The 23,015-nt window shown below is 69.6% G+C and carries 7 protein-coding genes and 1 pseudogene; 4 read left to right on the top strand and 4 right to left on the bottom strand.

What is annotated here, in order from left to right; translation table 11 throughout:
* Positions 1-391: 391 nt before the first annotated feature.
* From CFB45_RS36070 to CFB45_RS36075, 3 genes are all read right to left on the bottom strand, one after another.
* Positions 392-3,385: a beta strand repeat-containing protein gene (locus tag CFB45_RS36070; RefSeq protein WP_179255131.1), complete on the bottom strand. Its 2,994-nt coding sequence runs from the start codon at positions 3,383-3,385 to the stop codon at positions 392-394.
* A gap of 4 nt (positions 3,386-3,389) precedes the next feature.
* Positions 3,390-3,668, bottom strand: coding sequence for a hypothetical protein (locus CFB45_RS39235; protein WP_179255132.1), 279 nt, complete (start codon positions 3,666-3,668; stop codon positions 3,390-3,392).
* A gap of 285 nt (positions 3,669-3,953) precedes the next feature.
* Positions 3,954-16,676 (bottom strand): autotransporter-associated beta strand repeat-containing protein, encoded by a 12,723-nt coding sequence (locus tag CFB45_RS36075; RefSeq protein ID WP_089429853.1) that lies wholly within the window; start codon positions 16,674-16,676, stop codon positions 3,954-3,956.
* 726 nt (positions 16,677-17,402) lie between these two features.
* On the opposite strand from CFB45_RS36075, the gene CFB45_RS36080 reads away from it, so the two are divergent.
* The 3 genes and pseudogenes from CFB45_RS36080 to CFB45_RS39860 all read left to right on the top strand — a co-directional run.
* On the top strand, positions 17,403-17,861 hold the full coding sequence (locus CFB45_RS36080; RefSeq protein WP_089429854.1) for a (2Fe-2S)-binding protein: 459 nt from the start codon (positions 17,403-17,405) through the stop codon (positions 17,859-17,861).
* A gap of 21 nt (positions 17,862-17,882) precedes the next feature.
* A complete protein-coding gene (locus CFB45_RS36085; RefSeq protein ID WP_089429855.1) occupies positions 17,883-20,372 on the top strand; it encodes a xanthine dehydrogenase family protein molybdopterin-binding subunit in 2,490 nt (829 codons plus the stop codon).
* A 27-nt stretch (positions 20,373-20,399) separates the two neighbouring features.
* Positions 20,400-20,617: pseudogene (locus CFB45_RS39860) on the top strand (short chain dehydrogenase); the annotation flags it as partial.
* Here CFB45_RS39860 and CFB45_RS36095 read toward each other — a convergent pair.
* On the bottom strand, positions 20,611-22,017 hold the full coding sequence (locus CFB45_RS36095; RefSeq protein ID WP_089429856.1) for an MFS transporter: 1,407 nt from the start codon (positions 22,015-22,017) through the stop codon (positions 20,611-20,613). The pseudogene CFB45_RS39860 and the gene CFB45_RS36095 sit on opposite strands and share 7 nt — an antisense overlap.
* A gap of 96 nt (positions 22,018-22,113) precedes the next feature.
* Here CFB45_RS36095 and CFB45_RS36100 point away from each other — a divergent pair, with 96 nt between their 5' ends.
* Positions 22,114-22,986, top strand: a complete 873-nt coding sequence (locus CFB45_RS36100) for a LysR family transcriptional regulator (protein ID WP_089429857.1) — start codon at positions 22,114-22,116, stop codon at positions 22,984-22,986.
* The last annotated feature ends 29 nt before the right edge of the window (positions 22,987-23,015 follow it).

Consider the following 23,015-nt stretch of genomic DNA (forward strand, 5'->3'; position numbering starts at 1 on the left):
GGCGTCGGCGAAACGGTTCGTATCGGAAACCGAAGCGAATTTCTCACTGAATGCATTGCGGTTATTCGGGACACGGGATTGCCCAATGCCACGAGGGATACGGGACGCTGGCGCGCCCTCCATCTAATCCGGAACGTTGGATATTCAACGTCGACGCAATGTCATTGCCTGGATCGCCACGTGCAAGGGTCAGCGTTCCCGCGCCATTCCGGGATGAGCCCACGTCCCGTCAGTTGCATTGCGGATGACGCGCTCGACAGGTTGTTCAAAACGGGGGGATGGAGATGGCGTGTCGCAAGTGATGAGCCCGCCATCCCGCGACCGTCGATCGTGTCGAACATGAAACGTAGCGGCCGCCCAATCCATGCGGCGGCCGCGGAAGCGACTTCGCCTACTTCTTGACCACCGGAACGGTGAGCGAACTGACGAGCGCCGTCACCGGTGCCAGCAGACCGCCACCCGTCACAGCGCCGCCCCCTTGCCCGGAATTGCCGTTCAGCGAGACAGCCAGTGCCGGGACGACGCCGGCCACCGAGCCGACAGCCGAACCGACAGAATGCACCGCCGTGTTGACGATCGTCGCGCCGCCGGAGACAAGTGTGCCGACTGCGTTGGTCGCACCTCCGACTGCACCGGCTGCCGTGCCGCCGTTGAGTGCGACACTCAGTGCCGGCAACGTGCCTGCGATCGCGCCGGTCGTACCGGTTACGGTGTTCGCCAGCGTGCCCGCGAGGCCGGTCGTCACCGTCGCGAGGGATCCGGCTGCACCGCTTGCGCCGTTGATGACGCCGGTTCCGGAGCCGATGATGCCGCCGACGCCGCTCGTTGCAGGTCCGATCAGCGACGTGACGGCGGATGCGATCGGCGTGATCGCCGCCGTGCCGCTGCCGGCGATTCCGGTTACCGCGCCGGACGCCGCACCGATTGCACCATTGGCGGCACCGATCGGCAGCGATCCGCCGAGGGTGCCGACGATGCTGGTGATCGGCGTAATCAGCGCGCCGCCATTGCCCGCGACACCGGTGACAGCGTTGACGACTCCCGTGCCGGTGTTGGCCACCGTGCCCACGACACCACCCAGGCCACCGATCGCACCACCGCTGCCGCCAACACCGCCCAATGCGCCGGTCAACGTGCCGACTGCGCCGGTTGCCGTGTTGGCAACCGTGCCGACGACGCCTCCCAGGCCACCCGTTGCACCACCACTCCCGCCGATGCCACCCAGTGCACCGGTCAACGTGCCGACTGCGCCGGTTGCCGTGTTGGCAACCGTGCCGACGACGCCTCCCAGGCCACCCGTTGCACCACCGGTCCCGCCGATACCGCCCAACGCGCCGGTCACCGTACCGACGACGCCACCGAGCCCCCCGGTCGGATCGCCACTGCCGCCAACGCCTCCCAAGGCTCCCGTTACGGTACCGATCGCGCCGGTTGCCGTGTTGGCTACTGTGCCGACGACCCCACCCAGACCACCCGTTGCACCACCAGCCCCGCCGATACCGCCCAAGGCGCCCGTCACCGTGCCAACCACTCCGCCGAGACCACCGGTCGGATCGCTGCCGCCAACACCACTCAGTGCACCCGTTAACGTGCCGACTGCACCGGTTGCCGTGTTAGCTACCGTGCCAATGACGCCGCCCAGACCACCCGTTGCACCACCAGCCCCGCCGATGCCGCCCAAGGCGCCCGTCACCGTACCGACCACACCGCCAAGACCACCAGTCGAACCACCGCTGCCGCCCCCGCCACCCAGTGCACCGGTGACCGTACCAACCGCACCAGTCGCCGCGTTGGCTACCGTGCCAACGAGGCCGCCCAAGCCACCCGTTGCACCACCGGTCCCGCCAACACCACCCAGCGCACCCGTCAACGTGCCAACTGCACCGGTCGCCGTATTGGCTATCGTGCCAACGACACCACCCAGGCCACCTGTCGCGCCACCCGCCCCGCCGATGCCGCCCAAGGCTCCCGTGACCGTGCCGACCACACCGCCGAGACCACCAGTCGATCCGCCGCTGCCACCCACGCCACCCAGTGCACCGGTTACCGTACCAACCGCACCAGTTACCGCGTTGGCTACTGTGCCAACTACGCCGCCAAGGCCACCCGTTGCGCCACCAGTTCCGCCGATGCCGCCCAACGCGCCGGTCACCGTACCGACCACGCCACCGAGGCCACCCGTCGGATCGCCGCTGCCGCCAACGCCACCCAAGGCTCCCGTTACGGTACCGACTGCACCGGTTGCCGTATTGGCTACCGTGCCAACGACACCGCCCAGGCCGCCCGTTGCGCCACCAGTCCCGCCGATGCCGCCCAGGGCTCCCGTCACCGTGCCGACCACGCCACCGAGGCCACCGGTCGGATCGCCGCTGCCGCCAACGCCACCCAAGGCTCCCGTTACGGTACCGACTGCACCGGTTGCCGTGTTAGCTACCGTGCCAATGACGCCGCCCAGACCACCCGTTGCGCCGCCAGTCCCGCCAATGCCGCCCAACGCGCCTGTCACCGTACCGACCACACCGCCGAGGCCACCAGTCGAACCACCGCTGCCACCCACGCCACCCAGCGCTCCAGTCACGGTGCCAACCGCACCGGTTGCCGCGTTGGCTACCGTGCCAACGACACCGCCCAGGCCACCCGTCGCACCACCCGTCCCGCCAATGCCGCCCAACGCGCCGGTCACCGTACCGACCACACCGCCGAGGCCACCAGTCGAACCACCGCTGCCGCCCACGCCACCCAGCGCGCCAGTGACCGTACCAACCGCACCAGTTGCCGCATTGGCTACCGTCCCAACGACACCGCCCAGACCACCCGTTGCGCCACCAGTCCCGCCAATACCGCCCAGCGCGCCAGTCACCGTCCCAACCACAACGCCGAGACCACCGGTCGGATCGCTGCCGCCAACACCACCCAATGCACCCGTCAACGTGCCGACTGCGCCGGTTGCCGCGTTAGCTACCGTGCCAACGACACCGCCCAGGCCACCCGTCGCACCACCAGTCCCGCCAATACCGCCCAACGCGCCCGTCACCGTGCCAACCACATCGCCGAGACCACCAGTCGATCCACCGCCGCCACCCACGCCACCCAGTACACCGGTGACCGTACCAACCGCACCAGTTGCCGCATTGGCTACCGTGCCAACGACACCACCCAGGCCACCCGCTGCGCCACCAGTCCCGCCGATGCCGCCCAAGGCTCCCGTCACCGTGCCGACCACACCGCCGAGACCACCAGTCGGATCACTACCGCCCACGCCGCCCAGCGCACCGGTGACCGTACCGAGCACACCCCCGATGCCGCCTGTGGCGCCACCGCCGCCACCCATCCCGCCGAGTGCCCCCGTCACGGAGCCGGCCAAGCCCGCGACCGGCGCGAGCAATCCGTCACCCAGATTGATGGCCGCACTCCCCGCCGCCGACCCTGCCGCCCCGATCGCGATACCGCCGGCATTCGTCGGGCTGCCAACCGAGACGATCGCGTTCCCCCAACCCGCCACGGTGCCGACGAGCCCCCCAGCCGCCGATGATCACGCCATCGGCATTACTCAGGCTTCCGGGCACGGACGTCACGACCACCGCCTCGGACGCGCTGGCGGCCACGCTGAACAAAGCCGCGACCGACAAGGCGATACCTGTCAATTTCACGTTCATTTTCGTTTTCATGAAGACCCTCATTTCGGTTGGACAACCGCGGAACAGCTCGAACGATGACGCCTGGATCCTGCCGCCACGAAGGTGGCGCGAATCGTTTGCGGATCGCCCGATACGACACGTGTTGAAACGGGTTTAGACAGGCCGGAGAGGCGGGATGTCAAACATCGCGCCATACGTTTCACGCCAATTGATTTGCATCACGAAACTTCTGTCATGCGAATCGAACAGCCAACCAAGGAACCATCGATCAACCATCGGCCGCTCGCGACAACGACATCGCGAGCGGCCGCCCCCTTAAAACTTCCACAGCAGATTGCCGTACAGCGCGTGGTCGCTGAAGCTTCCACCGATCTGGCCGCTATACGACAACCCCAGCGACAGGTTCTTCGTGACGGCCGCATCGACCCCGACCTCGAGCACCGCGGCATCTCGCGCGACCGGCACGCCGACCACGCTGAACGGTGAACCGCCGCTCGCGAACGCCAGCGTCGAACCCGGCTGCGTATTGCCGAACGCATGCCGCCAGCCGACGGTCCCGAACGCGGTGACCTTGCCCTTCGTCGTGACCGCGACATCGGTCGAGGCCCGCACGCCGAGCGTCGAGAAGCCGAGGCCGGTCGTGCTGGAATCGCCCTGCAGTGCTGCCGCGCCACCGTTCTCCCTGAAGCTGCCGGTATGCAGGCTCGCATACGCGAGTCCGACGAACGGTTCGAGTGCGATGTTGCGGATGGCCGTCGAGTAACCGATCTCGGTGAACACCTGCGTCGCGTTCGCGTCGTAGCTGGCGGTGTCGTGGTCGGAGAAACCGCCGAACGACGGATTGCGCTCGCTGTGCACGCGGTACCACGACTGCGCGAGGCCACCGCGCACGTTCCACGCGTCGTACCGGCCGCTGGCGTACAGCGCGATCGTCTCGCCGTTCACCTTCGCCGACTGGTTCTGGTCGGCATTGAGCAGGGTGCGCGATGCGCCGCCCGCGATACCGACGCGCCAGTGGCTGCTGACCTCCGCATCCGTACCGACGACGAAGCCGTACAGGTTGCGGTCGACCGACGCGACGCCGTCGCCGTCGAACCGGCTATGCGAGCCGTACAGCCGGCCCCACACCGCCGGCTTGAACGACTTGGCCGGCGTACAGCCGTTCTCCGACGCCAGGCGCCGGTCGAGCGACGCCGCGTGATCGTCCGCCGACACCGGCGCCTCGCAGCCGCACAACGCACCGCCGGGCTGCGAGCCGAGACGCGCGCGATCGAGCACCGCGTCGCGCACGTAGCGGGTGTCGGACAGCAGTACGCTTCTCGTGCTCGGATGCAGATCGCCGTCAAGCTGCGCGAACGCGCGGTTGGCAGTCGGAGCATCCGACGTCAGCACGGTATCGAACAGCGGATTGCCGGCGCCGAGCGTGCCGATCGCACCGGCCACCGACTGCCCGTCCGGCGTCGTCGCCACCGACGAGAACGGCGTGCCGTTCGGTGCCAGCGACATCAGCACCTGCGCCGGGTTGTACGTGAGCGTCGGCGTGAGGAACGCATACGTCGAGTTCACCGCGCTGAACTGCCCCTGCACGCCCGCGCCGGCGTTCACGATGGTGTACAACTTGCCCGGCTGATACTGCCCGGTCGCCGCGACGACCTGCACCGTCCCGCCGTTGAGCGCGGCCGAGCCGGTCACGTCGAGGCCGCCGCTTTGTTGCGGCGTCGCGCCGACCTGCAGCGTCGAGCCCGGCTGGAACGTCGCATTGCCCGCCACCTTCAGCGGCTGCCCGAGCTGGAGCACCGAAGCGGTGCCGCCGCCCGACACGACGAGGCCACCGATCGTGCCTGTCCCGGTGACGGTCGCGCCGTTGCCGACGGTCACCGGCGAGCTGGCCAGCGAACCGGTGACGGCGAGCGTGCCGCCGGCCACGGTCGTCGGCCCGGACAGCGTGTTCGTGCCGCTCAGCAACTGCGCGCCCGTGCCGGCCAGCGTCAGCGGCCCGGTGCCCGACAGCGTGCCCGCGAAGGTGCTGGTGCCCGCGGTGTTGACCGTCAGCGGCGTATTGCCGAGGTTCACGCTCGAGCCCGTCGCGCCCGACAGCGTGCCGATCGACTGCGGCGCGGCCGAGCCCGCCAGGTTCAGCGTCGCGCCGCTGCCCGCGAGGATCATCGGGCTGGTCGGCGCGAGGCTGCCTGCACCGGTGAGCGCCAGCGTGCTGCCACTGCCGATCGTCGTGCCGCCGGTGTAAGTATTGGCGCCGGTCAGCGTCTGCGTGCCGCCGCCCTGCACCGCGAAGCCGCCGGTGCCCGCGATCGTGCCGCCGAAGGCGCCGCCTGCCGGGCCGGCCACCGTGAGCGTGTTGCCGCCGAGATTCACGGTCGAACCCGCGGTGCCCGACAAGGTACTCGTCGTCTGCGGGCTGCTGGCGCGAGCCACGTCGAGCGTCGCGCCGGTGCCGGCCAGCGTCACCGCGCTGCCGGACGACAGGCCGCCGCTGCCGCCGACCGCCAGCGTGCTGCCGCTGCCGATCGTCGTGCCGCCCGTGTAGGTGTTGGCACCGGTGAGCGTCGTCGTCGACGGGCCGCTGACCGCCAGGTTGCCGCCGCCCGAAATCGGCCCGCTCAAGCCGAGGTTGTTCGCGCCGCCGACCGTCAGCGTCGAACCCGTGCCGAGATTCACCGCGTTGCCGAGCGTCGTGCCGGCCACGCTGGTGCCGAGCGTGCCGCCGTTGCCGCCGACGTTCAGCGAGCCGCTGCCGAGTGCCGTCGGCGTGCCGGCAACCAGCGTGCCGCCGCCCGTGACGCTGGTGCCGCCGGTGTAGGTGTTGGCACCCGACAGCGTCGTCGTCGCCGGGCCGGTGACCGACAGATTGCCGGTGCCGGAAATCGCGCCGGTCAGGCCAAGGCTGTTCGGGCCGCTCACCGTCAGCGTGGAACCCGTCCCGAGGTTCACCGCATTGGCCAACGTCGTGCCCGGCGTGCCGGCGGCCAGCGTCCCGCCTGCGCCGCCGGTGTTCAGCGCGCCGGTGCCGAGCGCCGCGTTGCTGCCCGCGACCAGCGTGCCGCCACCGGTCAGGTTCGTGCCGCCCGAATACGTGTTCGAACCGGTCAGCGTCTCGGTGCCCGTGCCGCCCAGCGTCAGGCTGCCGCCCGTGCCGGCGATCGTGCCGCCGTACGTACCGCTGCCCGACCCGCCGAGCGTCAGGTTGTTGCCGCCGAGGTTCACCGTCGAACCGGCCACGCCCGACAGCCCGGTCGTCGTTTGCGGCGTCGTCGCGCCGCTGACATCGAAGGTTGCGCCCGCACCGGCCAGGTTCAGCGGACTGCTGCCGGAGAGGCTGCCGCCCGCACCGATCGCCAGCGTGCCGCTGTTGATCGTCGTCGCGCCGGTGTACGTGTTCGCGCCGGTCAGCGTTTCCGTGCCCGTGCCCGACAGCGTCAGCCCGCCCGTGCCGCCGACCGTACCGCCGAACGTGCCGCTGCCCGAACCGCCAAGCGTCAGCGTGTTGCCGCCGAGGTTCACCGTCGAGCCCGATACGCCGGACAACGAGCCCGTCGACTGCGGCGTCGTGGCCGCGCTGACGTCAAGCGTCGCCCCCGTACCCGACAGGTTGACCGCACTGCCCGCCGACAGGCTGCCGCCCGCGCCCACCGCGAGCGTGCTGCCGTTGCCGATCGTCGTGTTGCCCGTGTACGTGCCGGTACCGGTGATCGTCGTCGTTGCAGGGCCGGTCACCGACAGGTTGCCGCTGCCGCCAATCGCGCCGCCGAGGCCCAGATTGTTCGCACCGCCAACCGTCAGCGTCGAACCCGTGCCGAGATTGATCGCGTTCGTCAGTGTCGTGCCTGCGACGCTCGTGCCGAGCGTGCCGCCTGCGCCGCTCGTGTTCAGTGCCCCCGTACCGAGCGCCGACCCATTGCCCGCGAGCAGCGTGCCGCCGCCGGTCAGGTTCGTGCCACCCGTGTACGTATTCGCGCCGGTCAGCGTTTCGGTGCCCGTGCCCGACAGCGTCAGGCTGCCGCCCGTGCCGGCGATCGTGCCGCCATACGTGCCGCTGCCCGAACCGCCGAGCGTCAGTGCATTGCCGCCGAGGTTCACCGTCGAACCCGCTACGCCCGCCAACGCGCCCGTCGACTGCGGCGTCGTGGCGGCACTCAGGTCCAGCGTTGCCCCCGACCCCGCCAGATCGACCGCGCTGCCCGACGACAGGCTGCCGCCCGCGCCGACCGCCAGCGTGCTGCCGTTGCCGATCGTCGTGCCGCCCGTGTACGAGCTCGCGCCGGTGAGCGTCGTCGTCGACGGTCCGGTCACGGCGAGATTGCCGCTGCCCGAGATCGCACCGCCGAGGCCCAGGTTGTTCGCCCCGCCGACCGTCAGCGTCGACCCCGCACCGAGATTCACCGCATTGCCGAGCGTCGTGCCGGCCACGCTGGTGCCGAGCGTGCCGCCCGCGCCGCTCGTGTTCAGCGCACCCGTGCCGAGTGCCGATCCGTTACCCGCGATCAGCGTGCCGCCGCCCGTCAGGCTCGTGCCGCCCGTGTACGTGTTCGTCCCGTTGAGCGTCTCGGTGCCCGTCCCGCCCAGCGTCAGGCTGCCGCCTGCACCGGCGATCGTGCCGTCGTACGTGCCGCTGCCCGAACCGCCCAGCGTCAGGTTGTTGCCGCCCAGGTTCACCGTCGAACCGGCGACGCCCGACAACGTGCCCGTCGTCTGAGGCGTGGTCGCGCCGCTCAGGTCGAAGGTTGCGCCCGCACCCGTCAGGCTCACCGGCGTCGTCGCCGACAGACTGCCGCCCGCGCCGATCGCCAGCGTGCCGCTGTTGATCGTGGTGGCGCCCGTATAGGAGTTCGCGCCGGTCAGCGTTTCGGTGCCGGTGCCGTTCATCGTCACGCCGCCCGTGCCGGCGATGTTGCCCGCGTAGGTGCCGCTGCCCGTGCCGCCGAGCGTCAGGTTGTTGTTCCCGAGGTTCACCGTCGAGCCGGCCACGCCCGAGATCGCGCCCGTCGATTGCGGCGACGATGCGCCGCTCAGGTCGAGCGTCGCGCCGGACGCCGTCAGGCTGACCGGGCTGCTCGACGACAGGCTGCCGTTGCCGCTGATCGCGAGCGTGCCGCTGTTGATCGTCGTCGCGCCGGTGTACGTATTGGTGCCCGTCAGCGTTTCGGTGCCGGTGCCCGACAGCGTCAACCCGCCCGTACCGCCGATCACGCCGCCGTACGTGCCGCTGCCCGATCCGCCCAGCGTGAGCGTATTGCCGCCGAGATTCACGTTCGTGCCGGTTCCGCCGGACAGCGCACCGCTCGTCTGCGGCGACGTGGCCGCGCTCAGGTCGAGCGTCGCACCGGTACCCGACAGGTCGATCGCGCTGCCCGACGACAGGTTGCCGCCCGCGCCGACCGCCAACGTGCTGCCACCGCCGATCGTCGTGCTGCCGGTGTAGGTGTTCGCGCCCGACAGCGTCGTCGTCGACGGACCATTCACCGCGAGGTTGCCGCTACCGCTGATCGCGCCGCCGAGGCCCAGGTTGTTCGCACCGCCGACCGTCAGCGTCGAACCGCTGCCGAGGTCCACCGCGTTGCCCAGTGTCGTGCCGGGCGTGCTCGCGGACAGCGTGCCGCCTGCGCCGCTCGTGTTCAACGCGCCCGTGCCGAGTGCCGTATTGCTGCCCGCGACCAGCGTGCCGCCGCCGGTCAGGCTCGTGCCGCCCGTGTACGTATTGTTGCCCGTCAGCGTTTCGGTGCCCGTGCCCGACAACGTGAGGCTACCGCCCGCGCCAGCGATCGTGCCACCGTACGTGCCGTTGCCCGTGCCGCCGAGCGTCAGGTTGTTGCCGCCGAGATTCACCGTCGAACCCGCCACGCCCGACAGCGTGCCGGTCGTCTGCGGTGTCGTCGCGCCGCTCACGTCGAACGTGGCGCCCGCACCGGTCAGGTTGACCGGGCTGCTCGACGACAGGCTGCCGCCCGCGCCGATCGCCAGCGTGCTGCCGCCGCCGATCGTCGTCGCGCCCGTGTACGTGTTGTTGCCGGTCAGCGTTTCGGTGCCCGTGCCCGACAGCGTCAGCCCGCCCGCGCCGCCCACGGTGCCGCCGAACGTGCCGTTGCCCGAACCCTTCAGCGTCAGCGTGTTGCCGCCGAGGTTCACCGTCGTGCCCGATACGCCCGACAGCGTGCCCGTCGTCTGCGGCGTCGTGGCCGCGCTCACGTCGAGCGTCGCACCCGTGCCCGACAGGTTGACCGCGCTGCCTCCCGACAGGCTGCCGCCCGCGCCCACCGCGAGCGTGCTGCCGCCGCCGATCGTCGTGTTGCCCGTGTACGAGCTCGCGCCGGTGAGCGTCGTCGTCGACGGGCCGGTCACGGCGAGATTGCCGCTACCCGAGATCGCGCCGCCGAGGCCCAGATTGTTCGCACCGCCAACCGTCAGCGTCGATCCCGTGCCGAGATTGACCGTGTTGGTGATCGTCGTGCCGGCCACGCTGGTGCCGAGCGTGCCGCCCGCGCCGCTCGTGTTCAATGCGCCCGTGCCGAGCGCCGCGCTGCTGCCCGCGAGCAGCGTGCCGCCGCCGGTCAGGTTCGTGCCGCCCGAATACGTGTTGTTGCCCGTCAGCGTTTCTGTGCCGCTGCCCGACAGCGTCAGGCTGCCGCCCGCACCGGCGATCGTGCCGCCATACGTGCCGTTGCCCGTGCCGCCCAGCGTCAGGTTGTTGCCGCCGAGGTTCACCGTCGAACCGGCCACGCCGGACAGCGTGCCGGTCGTCTGCGGCGTCGTTGCACCGCTCACGTCGAACGTCGCGCCCGCACCGGCCAGGTTGACCGGGCTGCTCGCCGACAGGCCGCCGCCCGCACCGATCGCCAGCGTGCCGCTGTTGATCGTCGTCGCGCCCGTGTACGTATTGACACCCGTCAGCGTTTCGGTGCCCGAACCGGACATCGTCAGCCCGCCGGTACCGCCGATCGTGCCGGCATAGTTGCCATTGCCGGAACCGGCGAGCGTCAACGTATTGCCGCCGAGATTGACGTTCGTGCCGGCGACGCCCGACAGCATCCCGCTCGTCTGCGGCGAAGTCGCCGCGCTCAGGTCCAGCGTCGCGCCCGAGCCGGAGAGGTTGAGCGCGCTGCCCGCGGACAGGCCGCCGCCCGCGCCCACTGCCAGCGTGCTGCCACCGCCGATCGTCGTGTTGCCCGTGTACGTGTTCGAACCCGTGAGCGTCGTCGTCGACGGGCCGCTCACCGTGAGATTGCCGCTGCCCGAGATTGCGCCGCCCAGCCCGAGATCGTTCGCACCGCCAACCGTCAGCGTCGAACCCGCGCCGAGGTTCACCGTGTTGCCCAGCGTCGTGCCCGCCACGTTCGTGCCGAGCGAGCCGCCCGCACCCGAGACGTTCAGCGCGCCGGCACCCAGTGCGCTGCCGTTGCCGGCAATGAGCCCGCCGCCGCTCAGCGTCGTGCCGCCCGTGTACGTGTTCGGGCCCGTCAACGTCGTCGTGCCCGAGCCGGTTTGCGCGAGGCCGCCGTCACCGGCAATCGTGCCGCTCAGGCCGAGGTTGTTCGCGCCGTTCAGGCCGAGCGTCGCGCCCGCGCCGAGATTCACCGCGTTGCCGAGCGTCGTGCCGCTCACGCTGGCGTTCAGCGTGCCGTTGCCGGTCACGTTCAGCGCGCCGGTGCCGAGCGCCGTATTGCTGCCGACGCTGAGCCCGCCGCTGTTCAGCGTCGTGCCGCCGCTGTAGGTGTTCGAGCCGCCGAGCGTGATCGTGCCCGCGCCCGACTGCACCACGCCGCCCGCGCCGGAAATGATGCCGTTCAGGCCGAAGTCGTTGAGGCCGCCGAGGTTCAGTGTCGAACCTCCGCCGAGATCGAACCCGTTGGCGAGCAGGATGTTGGCCGTGCTCGCGTTGAGCGCGCCGCCTGTGCCGGTCACGTGGACCGCGCCCGTGCCAAGCGCCGTACTGCTGCCAACGGACAACCCGCCACCGCTCAGCGTCGTGCCGCCCGTGTACGTGTTGGCGCCGGAGAGCGTCGTCGTCCCGCTGCCGGTCTGCGCGAGACTGCCGCCGCCCGAGATGAGCCCGCCGAGGCTCAGGTCGGCCGCACCGTTCAGGCCCAGCGTCGCGCCCGCGCCGAGATTCACCGCATTGCCGAGCACGGTACCGGCGACGTTCGCCGCCAGCGAGCCGCCCGCACCGGCGAGGTTCAGCGCACCGGTGCCGAGCGCCGTGTTGCTGCCCGCGATCAGCGTGCCGCCGCCGGTCAGGTTCGTCCCGCCTGAATAGGTGTTGTTGCCTGTCAGCGTCTCCGTGCCCGTACCACCCAGCGTCAGGCTGCCGCCTGCGCCGGCGATCGTGCCGCCGAACGTCGCGTTGCCCGAGCCGTCGAGCGTCAGCCCGTTGCCGCCCAGGTTCACCGTCGAACCGGCCACGCCCGACAGCGCGCCCGTCACCTGCGGCAACGTCGCGCCGCTGAGGTCGAACGTCGCGCCCGCGCCGGCCAGATTCACCGCGCCACCTGCCGACAGGCCGCCGCCCGCGCCGATCGCCAGCGTGCCGCTGTTGATCGTCGTCGCGCCCGTGTACGTATTGATACCCGTCAGCGTCTCGGTGCCGGTGCCGGACAGCGCCAGCCCGCCCGTGCCGCCGATCGTGCCGCCGAAGGTGGTGTTGCCCGCGCCGCCCAGCGTCAACGTGTTGCCGCCGAGGTTCACCGTCGAGCCGGCCACGCCGGCTAGCCCGGCCGTCGCCTGCGGCGACGTGGCCGCGCTCAGGTCGAGCGTCGCGCCCGCGCCGGCCAGGTCGAACAGACTGCCCGCCGACAGGCCGCCGCCCGCGCCCACCGCGAGCGTGCTGCCACTGCCGATCGTCGTGCTGCCGGTGTACGAGCCGAGCCCCGTGAGCGTCGTCGTCGCCGGGCCGTTCACCGACAGGTTGCCGCCACCTGAGATCGCGCCGCCCAGCCCAAGATTGTTCGCACCGCCAACGGTCAGCGTTGCGCCCGTGCCGAGATTCACCGCGTTGCCGAGCACGGTGCCGCCGACGCTCGTGCCGAGCGTGCCGCCCGCGCCCGCGACGTTCAGCGCCCCCGTGCCCAGCGCCGCGCCGTTGCCGGCGATCAGCCCGCCGCCGCTCAGCGTCGTGCCGCCCGAGAACGTATTGGCACCGAGCAGCGTCGTCGTGCCGCTACCGGTTTGCGCGATCCCGCCGTTGCCGGCTATCACCCCGCCCAGGCTAAGGTCGGCCGAGCCGTTCAGGCCGAGCGTCGCGCCCGCGCCGAGATTTACTGCATTGCCGAGCACCGTGCCGGCGACGTTCGTCGCCAGCGTGCCGCCCGCGCCCGTCACATTCAGCGCACCCGTACCCAGCGCCGCGCCGTTGCCCGCGATGAGCCCGCCGCCGCTCAGCGTCGTGCCGCCCGAGAACGTGTTCGTGCCGGTGAGCGTCGTCGTGCCCGTGCCGGTTTGCGCAAGGCTGCCGTTCCCGGCGATCGTGCCGCCCAGGCCCAGGTCGGTCGCGCCGTTCAGCCCCAGCGTGACGCCGGTGCCGAGATTCACCGCGTTGCCGAGCGTCACGCCCGGCACGCTCGCGCCGAGCGACGCCGAGCCGTTGACGTCGAGAGCGCCCAGGCCGAGCGCCGTGGCGCTGCCGACGACCAGGTTGCCGCCGGTCAGCGCCGTGCCGCCCGTGAACGTGTTGTTGCCCGTCAGCGCCTGCGAGCCGGTTCCCGACAGCGTCAGCCCGCCCGCCCCGCCGATGTTGCCGGCGAAGACGCCGCTGCCGCTGCCGGCCAGCGTCAGGTGGTTCGCCCCGAGATCGATCGCCGAACCCGCGACGCCCGACAGCGTGCCGATCGACTGCGGCGTGGTCGCACCGGCCACGCTGAAGTGCGCGCCCGCGCCGCTCAGGTTGACCGGGCTCGACGCGGCAAGGCTGCCGCCCGCGCCGATTGCCAGCGTGCCGCTGCCGATCGTGGTGCCGCCGGTGAACGTCTCGGCCGCGGTCAGCGTCGTCGTGCCCGGGCCGCTGACATTGAGGCCGCCGGTGCCCGAGATGATCCCGCCCAGCCCGAGGTCGTTCGCGCCGCCCACCGTCAGTGCGGCGCCCGCGCCGAGCTGGATTGCATTGCCCAGCACCGTGCCGCCGACCGTCGTGCCGAGCGAGCCGCCCGCACCCGTCACGTTCAGCGCGCCCGTCCCCAGCGCGCCGCCATTGCCGGCGAGGAGCCCGCCGCCGCTCAGCGTCGTGCCGCCCGAAAACGTATTGGCACCGAGCAGCGTCGTCGTGCCGCTGCCGGTTTGCGCGATCCCGCCGTTGCCGGCGATCACGCCGTTCAGGCCGAGATCGTTCGCACCGGTCAGCGCCAGCGTCGCGCCCGTGCCGAGGTTCACCGCGTTGCCCAATGCCGTGCCGCTCACGCTCGCGCCGAGCGCACCGCCCGCGCCCGCGACATTCAGCGCACCGGTGCCGAGCGCCGCGTTGTTGCCGGCGAGCAGCGTGCCGGCGCTCAGGGTCGTGCCGCCGCCGAAGGTGTTCGCGCCGGACAGCGTCGTCGTCCCCGACCCGCTCAGCACGAGCCCGCCGGTGCCGTTGATCGCGCCGTTCAGGCCGAGGTCGTGCGCGCCGTTCAGCGTCAGCGACGCGCCGTTCAGGTTGATCGTGTTCGCGAGTGCCGCGCCGGCGGCCAGGTCCGCGCTCAGCGAGCCGCCGAGGCCACTCACGTTCAACGCGCCGCCGATGCCGAGCGCCGTGTTGCCTTCGACGATCAGGCTGCCGCCCCCCGTCAAGCTTGCACCGCCGGTGAACGTGTTCGCGCCGGACAGCGTCGTCGCGCCGGTGCCGCCGAGCGCCAGGCTGCCCGCGCCGGCAATCGTGCCGCCCAGGCCGAGATCGGCCGAGCCGTTCAGCCCGAGCGTCGCGCCCGCGCCGAGATTGATCGCATTGCCGAGCACCGTGCCGCTCGCGCTCGTCGCGAGCGAGCCGCCCGTGCCGGTCACGTTCAGCGCACCCGTGCCCAATGCCGTGCCGTTGCCGGCGACGAGCCCGCCCGCGCCGAGCGTCGTGCCGCCCGCGAACGTGTTCGCGCCGAGCAGCGTCGTCGTGCCCGCGCCGGTTTGCGCGAGACTGCCGCTGCCGCCGATCGTGCCGCCGAGGCTCAGGTCGGCCGCACCGTTCAGGCCGAGCGTCGCGCCCGCGCCGAGATTCACCGCATTGCCGAGCAGCGTGCCGCTCGCGTTGGTCGCGAGCGAACCGCCCGCGCCGGTCACGTTCAGCGCCCCCGTGCCCAATGCCGCGCCGTTGCCGGCGACGAGACCGCCCGCGCCCAGCGTCGTGCCGCCGGTGAACGTGTTCGCCCCGAGCAGCGTCGTCGTGCCCGACCCGGTTTGCGCGAGGCTGCCGCCGCCACCGATCACGCCGCCGAGGCTCAGGTTGGCCGCGCCGTTCAGGCCGAGCGCCGCGCCGGCGTCGAGGTTCACCGCGTTGCCCAGCAGCGTGCCGCCGACGCTCGTGCCGAGCGAGCCGCCCGCACCGCTCACATGCAGCGCGCCGGTGCCGAGCGCGGCGCCGTTGCCCGCGATCAACCCGCCGCCGCTCAGCGTCGTGCCGCCCGCAAACGTGTTGGGGCCGAACAGCGTCGTTGTGCCCGTGCCGGTTTGCGCGAGGCTGCCACTGCCGCCGATCGCGCCGCCCAGGCCGAGGTTGGCGGAACCGTTCAGGCCCAGCGTGACGCCGGTATCCAGATTCACCGCATTGCCGAGCACCGTGCCGCCGACGCTCGTGCCGAGCGTGCCGCCCGCGCCCGTCACGTTCAGCGCGCCGGTGCCGAGCGCCGTCCCGGTGCCGACGACGATCCCGCCGCCGCCCGTCAGATTCGTTCCGCCGGCGAATGAATTGGCGCCGTTCAGCGTCAGCGTGCCGGCGCCGCTCGCGTTCAGCGCACCGCCGCCGGTCAGCGCACCCGACAGCGCGAGGCCCGTCGCGCCGTCGACCGTCAACGCCGTGCCGAGCGTCACGTTGTTGAGCAGGTTCACCCCGGCCGCGCCGGCCTCGAGGGTGCCGCCGCCGACGACGATCGTTCCCGTCCCTAGCCCGCCGCTGTTGTTGAGGATCGCGGTGCCACCGGTCAGCGACGCGTTCGACGCGGTCGATGCGCCGTTGATGTTCCACGTACCGCCCTGGACCGCGAGATGGGTGAAATTGCCGAACGTATCGACCGCGACGGTGCCGTTCGCCGCGCTGCCGGCGGCCGTGTTCAACTGCAGGTTGAGCGTGTTGTTGCCGCCGAGGCCCGCATCGACACCGAGGCCGACCGACGATCCGGTCATCGCATTGAACGTATTCGACGTCCCGACGGCCGCGCCGAGCGACACGTTCCCCGTGACGGTTCCCGCGTTGGTGAACGTATTGCCAGTGCCGGCCAGTCCGCTCGGGGCCAGCACCACGGAGCCGTTGATCGCGCCGCCGCTCGCGTTGGTGAAATTGACCTGCGCGCCCCCCTGCGCGGTGACCACCTGCGCGGTCGGGCCCGCGGTGAAGCCGAGAATGCCGGTCGTGCCGATCGTGCCGGCATTCGTGATGTTCGTCGTCCCGCCGATGCCGTTGTAGACGGTCAATGCCGGCCCGTTGCCCAGCAACCCGCTGGTCGAGCCCATCATCACGCCGGTGCTCGCGTTCGTGACGTTGACCGTGCTCGGGGACAGGATATTGCCGACGACCGTGCCGTTCGAAACGACGCTCAGGCCGGCCAGGGAGGGGTCGATCGTCCCGTTGTTGGTCAGCGTGACGCCGCTGCCCGTCAACGACATCGCGGTCCCGCCGAACAACGGCAGCACGGAAACGGTCGCGCCCTGGGCGACCGTGACGTTGAGGCCGTTCGTGCCGTTCGCGTAACTGGAGGTCGCGCCGGTACAGGTGACGGCGGGTGTTCCGGTGCAGGCGGCCAGTGCTTCTGCGGGAATGACCCCGGCGCCGACCAGCGCGACCAGCATGCCGGTCGGAACGAGGAATTTCGGACGTGCATCCGCGCGCTTTTTATTCGAGCCCATGCGCATACGCATAATCACACCTTCCCATAAAGAGAATCGACGTCCCGAATCCTTCCCGCAATTAGGAATACAGAAAGGAAATACCGGAATCTGTTATTCGATTTTTCTGGATAAATGCCGCCCCGTCATCAAACCAAAACGGATGACCGGATTGACAACTGGCGAGAATTAATCAACTGGCATTATTTAATCAGCATTTTTTACTTTTAATCCCCCTGCCCGTCAAATCTTCCACTTATTAGAAATCGCTGTTTCCGGCACATCAAAGACCCGGCCGGAGAACCCACCCTGATTACGCGCCTCTATATCCAGGTCAAACGGCAGACGCGGCCAAAGTGCCTGCGCGGCAAGCCTTGCGCCACGAAAACGAACGCCGGAATCTCCCCCCGGAATTCAAGCGAAGAACTGTTGTTTCATATATGGATTAACCTGACTCCATCGCTCGATTCGCACTCCCCGCATTGATCGCGAGTCAAATATAGGCTCGACTCGCAAACGTTTTCCATGGGGTCGGCGAGTTTTTGTCAAAACTCAACATTCTTTCTGCGACATTCGCACATTCGTATACTGTTTGTAAATTTTATATTTTAACTAACGAGCCTGAATTATTAAGAAAGGCAAAAAAGACGATTTTCGAGATGCTGATTTATTCTCGAATCTGCTTTAATTGGTTCACATCCGTCGCATTGCGGTTTTGTCTCGCGAACGATAACGCGGTGTCCAAGGGAGAACTTCACGATGGTGACGTTGAACATCAACAACCGGCCGGCGGACGTCGATGCCGATCCGTCGACGCCGATGCTCTGGGTGCTGCGCGACAACCTCGGCCTGACCGGCACCAAGTTCGGCTGCGGCACCGGCGACTGCGGCGCGTGCACCGTGCACGTCGACGGTCGGGCCGTGCCGAGCTGCACGCTCGCGCTGTCGTCGGTGGGAAATGCGCGCATCACGACGTCCGAACACCTCGCCGACGATGCGATCGGCAAGGCCGTCCTCGACGCGTGGGTCCGCCACGACGTCGCGCAATGCGGTTATTGCCAGAGCGGCCAGATGATGAGTGCGGCAGGGCTGCTGCGCGGCAACAAGGCGCCGACCGATGCCGACATCGATCGCGCGATGGCCGGCAACCTGTGCCGTTGCGCCACCTACCAGCGCATCCGCGCCGCGATTCACGACGCGGCCAGTGCGCTTGCCTGAGACCGCCGGGAGACTGTGACCATGCGTATCCGCACTGCCGGGCGCCCTGCGAACACCCGCGCCCCTGCCTCCGACGCTTCGACCGTCACCGGAGCCGGCTCTCCGATGCCCGGCCGGCGCGACTTCCTGAAACTCACGATGGCGGCGAGCGGCTGTCTCGCGCTCGGCATCACACCGAAGCGCGCCGGCGCCGAAGCCGGCATGACCCTTCGGACCTCGCCGCCTCAAGCATTCCTGATCATCGCACCGGACAACACGGTGACGGTGGCCGTCAACCGGACCGAGTCCGGCCAGGGCGTCAGCACCGCGCTGCCGATGGCGCTGGCCGACGAACTCGATGCCGACTGGCGCAACGTGCGCACCGTGCTCGCGCCGGCGGGCGAACCGTACAAGGATCCGGTGACCGGGATCCAGATGACGGGCGGCTCGACGTCGATCAACCATTCGTTTACGCAATACCGCGAACTCGGCGCGTCCGCGCGCGCGATGCTCGTCGCCGCGGCCGCCCGGCGCTGGAACGTCGATCCGGCCACGTGCCGGACCGCGCTGGGCGTCGTGACGTCCGGCAGCCACACCGCGACCTACGGCGAACTCGCCGCGGACGCGATGGCGATGCCGGTGCCGCAGCACGTGCCGCTGAAGTCGCCCGACCAGTTCCGCATCATCGGCAAGCCGACCCTGCGCGTCGATTCGCGCGCCGTGCTCGACGGGACGCTCAAGTACGGAATGGACTGGCGCCTGCCGGACATGATGGTGGCCGTGGTCGCGCGCCCGCCGCGCTTCGGCGGACAGGTTGCAAGCTACAACGCGGCGGCGGCCCGCGCCGTCAAGGGCGTGGTCGAGGTCGTCGAAATCCCGACCGATCGCGGCGGCACCGGCGTGGCCGTGATCGCGAACGGCTACTGGCCTGCGAGGCTCGGTCGCGACGCGCTGCAGGTCACGTGGAAGGACACCGGTTCGACCGTCACGTCCGCCGAACAGATGAAGGCATACAAGCAGCTCGCCGGCACGCCCGGCACCGTGGTGCGCACGGCCGATGCCGGCAACGCGCCGCCGGCGGCCACGCGAATCCGGCAGGACTACGAATTTCCGTATCTGGCTCATGCACCGATGGAACCGCTCAGTTGCACGGTTGACGTCGGCCCGCCGAGCTGCGCGTGCGGGATCAAGATCTGGGGCGGCTCGTCGATGCAGACGTCCGATCGCGCCGCGGTCGCGAAGGCACTAGGTGTCGTGCCCGAGAAAGTCCAGATCTTCACGATGATGTCGGGCGGTGACTACGGCCGGCGCTCGACGCCCACGTCGGACTACGTGGTCGAAGCCGCGCGTGTGTCCGCCGCGTACCTGGCAGCCGGCCACCTGGGCCCGGTCAAGACCATCTGGACGCGCGAGGACGACCTGCGCGGCGGCTATTACCGCCCGATGGTGCTGCATCGGGTCAACATCGGCGTCGACGGCAGCGGCGCGGTGCGGGACTGGCAGCACGTCGTCGTCGGCCAGTCGGTGCTGAAGGGTTCGCCGCTCGAGCGCACGACGATTCGCAAAAGCGGCACCGATCCCGACCTCACCGAAGGCGTGGCGAACAGCCCGTACGGTTTCCCGATGCAGGTCTCGGTCCACCAGCCGGACGTCGACGTGCCGGTCCAGTCATGGCGCTCGGGCGGCAATACGCATACGGCGTTCGTGATGGAGACGCTCGTCGACGAACTCGCGCACGCGGCCCGCCAGGATCCGGTCGCGTACCGGATGGCGCGGCTGTCCAGCCCCGAGCACACTCGCCATCGCCAGGCGCTCGCACTGGCCGTCGACAAGTCGGGCTACGGCGCACGCACGCTGCCCGCCGGCCATGCGTGGGGCGTCGCGATGCACGAAACCGCCGGCACGGTCGTCGCGTATGTCACCGAGGTGTCGATCGAAGCCAGGCAGCCGCGCGTGCACCGCGTGACGGCCGGCGTGCATGCCGGCCGCATCGTGAACCCGACCGGCGCGGACGCGCAGATCCAGGGCGGTGCGCTGTTCGGCCTCGCGACGACCAAGCCGGGTTTCGCGATCGACGTCGAGCATGGTGCGGCCCGCAACGCCGGCTTCGCCGACTACTCGCCGGTGCGGATGCAGGAAGCAGCGCCGGTGGACGTGTTCTTCGTCCCGTCGGACGCGCATCCGACCGGGTTGAGCGAGGCCGGCGTGCCGCCGATCGCACCGGCGGTCGCCAACGGCGCGTTCGTTCTGACCGGCGAGCGGATGCGCGCGTTGCCGTTCGCGCCGATGCTGGTCGCGTCGACCGCGCCCGCACTGCCTGCCGCGGCGGCAGCGGAAGACGACCCGTACGCCGACCTGGCGGCCGGCGGTTGCCGGATGCCGCACAAGGCAAAGACGGCCGCGTCGAAGCCGAAGGTCAGTCAAAGCCAGGCCGGCGTCGGGCAATCCAGCGCGGTGCCCAAGTTTCTCCGTCCCAAGCGGAAAGCAGGCATCCCGTGCATCGACGATCTCAAGAAGCCAACGACGACCTGATGCCCGTGATCGGTTTGGCGAGCCGAAGCCAGGATGGAAGGATGCGTGCGTGCGGCCGCGGGCGATTTTCCACGGGACATCCGGATCAATGCCGTGACCCCGACCGTACTGACCGAATCCGTGGTCGGGGTTCGGTCGGTTTTTTCCCCGGCCGCGAAAGCGCGCCGGCGTCACGTGTGGCAATCGCCTACCGACGCAGCGTGGAAGGCGTGCATGGCGGCCGCGTTTATCGGGTGGGTCATTGACGTCGAGGGCTCGCCCCGCGAGCCCGAATCCCGCGCTCCGCCGCCCGCCCCAGATTCCACCAAGCCATCACCGCCCCCACCACCAGCAACAGAGCCGAAACGATCAACGCCCGCTCCATCCCATGGACGAACGCCACGCCCCCTGCCTCACGAACGAAGAAACCAAACAACGCGACGCCCATCACGCCGCCCACCTGTCGCGCCGTATTCAACAACCCCGATGCCACACCCGACTGCGCGCCGCTCACGGCCGCGAGCGCCGCGTCCGTGATGGTCGGTATCGTCAACGCGATGCCGCCGCCTGCCAGCAGCATCGGTATCGCGAGCAACCCGTTGGATTGCTCAACGATCGCCAGCCACATCGCCAGATAACCGACCGCTGAAATCGACAGCCCGGCCGTCGCCAGCGTGCGCGCGCCCAGCCGGCCGGTCAGCCGCCCGGCGACGATGCTCATGATCATCAGCACCCCCATCATCGGCAGAAACGCGACGCCCGCACGCACCGGCGTCATACGCCAGACCGACTGAAACAGCAGGCTCAACGTAAAGACGATGCCGTAGAAGACCAGGTTCGCGATCGCACCGATCACGATCGAGCTGCGGACGATCCGGTCCTGCCACAACCCTGCCGGCAGCATCGCGTCCGGATTGCGCGCCTCCAGCCGGACGAACGCGATGCCCAACGCAACGCACAACACGAATGCACTCACGATGACCGGACTGCGCCATCCCAGCGCACTGATCTCGGTCGACGCGAACGTGAGCGCCGCCAGCGCAAACGCACCGGTCAGTTGCGCGGGAAGATCGAGGCGCCTGCCGCCCTGCGCTTTCGTGTCGGGCGCAAACCGCCACGTCAGCCAGATACCGGCAATGCCGACCGGCACGTTGACCAGGAAAATGCTGCGCCAGCCGACTGCAGCGATGAGCAACCCGCCGGCCAGCGGCCCCGCGGCCAGCGCAATGCCGCCGCCGGCACCCCACCAGCCGATCGCGCGGCTACGCGCTGCCGCGTCGTCGAATGCGAGACGCAGCACGGCCAGCGAGTTCGGCACCAGCAGCGCGGCGCCGATCCCCTGAACGAGACGCCAGGCGATCAACGCGCCGATGGAATGCGCGAGGCCGCAGCCGATCGATGACAGCGTGAAGATCGCGTAGCCGGCAATGAACACGCGCTTTGCACCCAGCCGGTCGCCGAGCGCGCCCGCCATCAGCAGGGTCGCCGCGAACACGAGCGCATACGCGTTGACGACCCATTGCAGGTCGGTGAGCGCAGCGCCAAAGGACGTTCGCAATGCATCGAGCGCAACGTTGACGACGCTGACGTCGATCAGGACGACCGCATAACCGAGGCACGCCGCCGTTTGAACCAGCCGCGGGTGAGGTGTGGATGAGGTCTGCATCGGCAATCCTTCGCATTCGGAGGATTGAAGCGTAGAGGATCGTCTTCTGTGCGAATATTCCGCAAAACAGCACAGCAACCTGGAGAAAATGCACCGATGTTCGACTGGGAAAACCTGCGTTACTTCGTTGCCGTCGCTCAAGCGGGGAGTCTTTCCGCGGCCGCCCGGCGATTGAACGTCGACCATGCGACAGTCAGCCGTCGCCTGGCCGCACTCGAATCGGAATTGAAGATGCGCGTGATCGACAGGTTGCCGCGCGCGTGCCGGCCGACCGCCGCCGGCCGGCAGATTCTCGAGTTCGCCGGGAAAATGGAGGAGCACGCGTTTGCGATCGAGCGCCTCGCGCTCACGGAACATCTGCCGATGCACGGCACCGTGACGATCAGCGTGCCGCCCGTGCTCGCCAACAATTTCTACGCGAATCATCTGTATGCGTTCGCGCAAATGCATCCGGGCATTCGGCTGTCGATGGCCAGCCAGGCGCAAAGCGTCTCGCTCGCCCGCCGTGAAGCGGATATCGCCGTGCGCCTGTTCCGCCCCGAAGAGCCGCAAAACGTGACGCGCAAGCTGGGCGAGATGGCTTTCGGGCTCTATGCGAGTCGCGACTATGCGCACGCGTCGACGCCTGACGATTGGGCGTTCATCTGCTACGACGCGCAATTCGCGGAAATGCCGCATCAGAAGTGGCTCGAGTCGATCGCTCGAGGTCGCCGCATCGCGTGCGAAGTCAGCGACATCACGACGCAGCAGGTCGCGGCCCGTACCGGAATCGGCGTAGCGGGCCTACCCGTGTTCATGGGCGATGACGATCCGGGGTTGCAGCGCTTGCCGTTCGACGGGGAACCGTACGCCCGCGACATCTGGCTGGTCGTGCATGCCGATCTCAGGCATTCCCCGTCGATTCGCGCGGCGATCAACTTCATCGCCGACGTGACGGGAAAGACCTTCGCGCCGGATTCGAGGCAGTAGCGACGTCCATACCGTGGCGTGCGATACCG

The organism is Burkholderia sp. HI2500 (assembly GCF_002223055.1).
Taxonomy (GTDB): domain Bacteria; phylum Pseudomonadota; class Gammaproteobacteria; order Burkholderiales; family Burkholderiaceae; genus Burkholderia.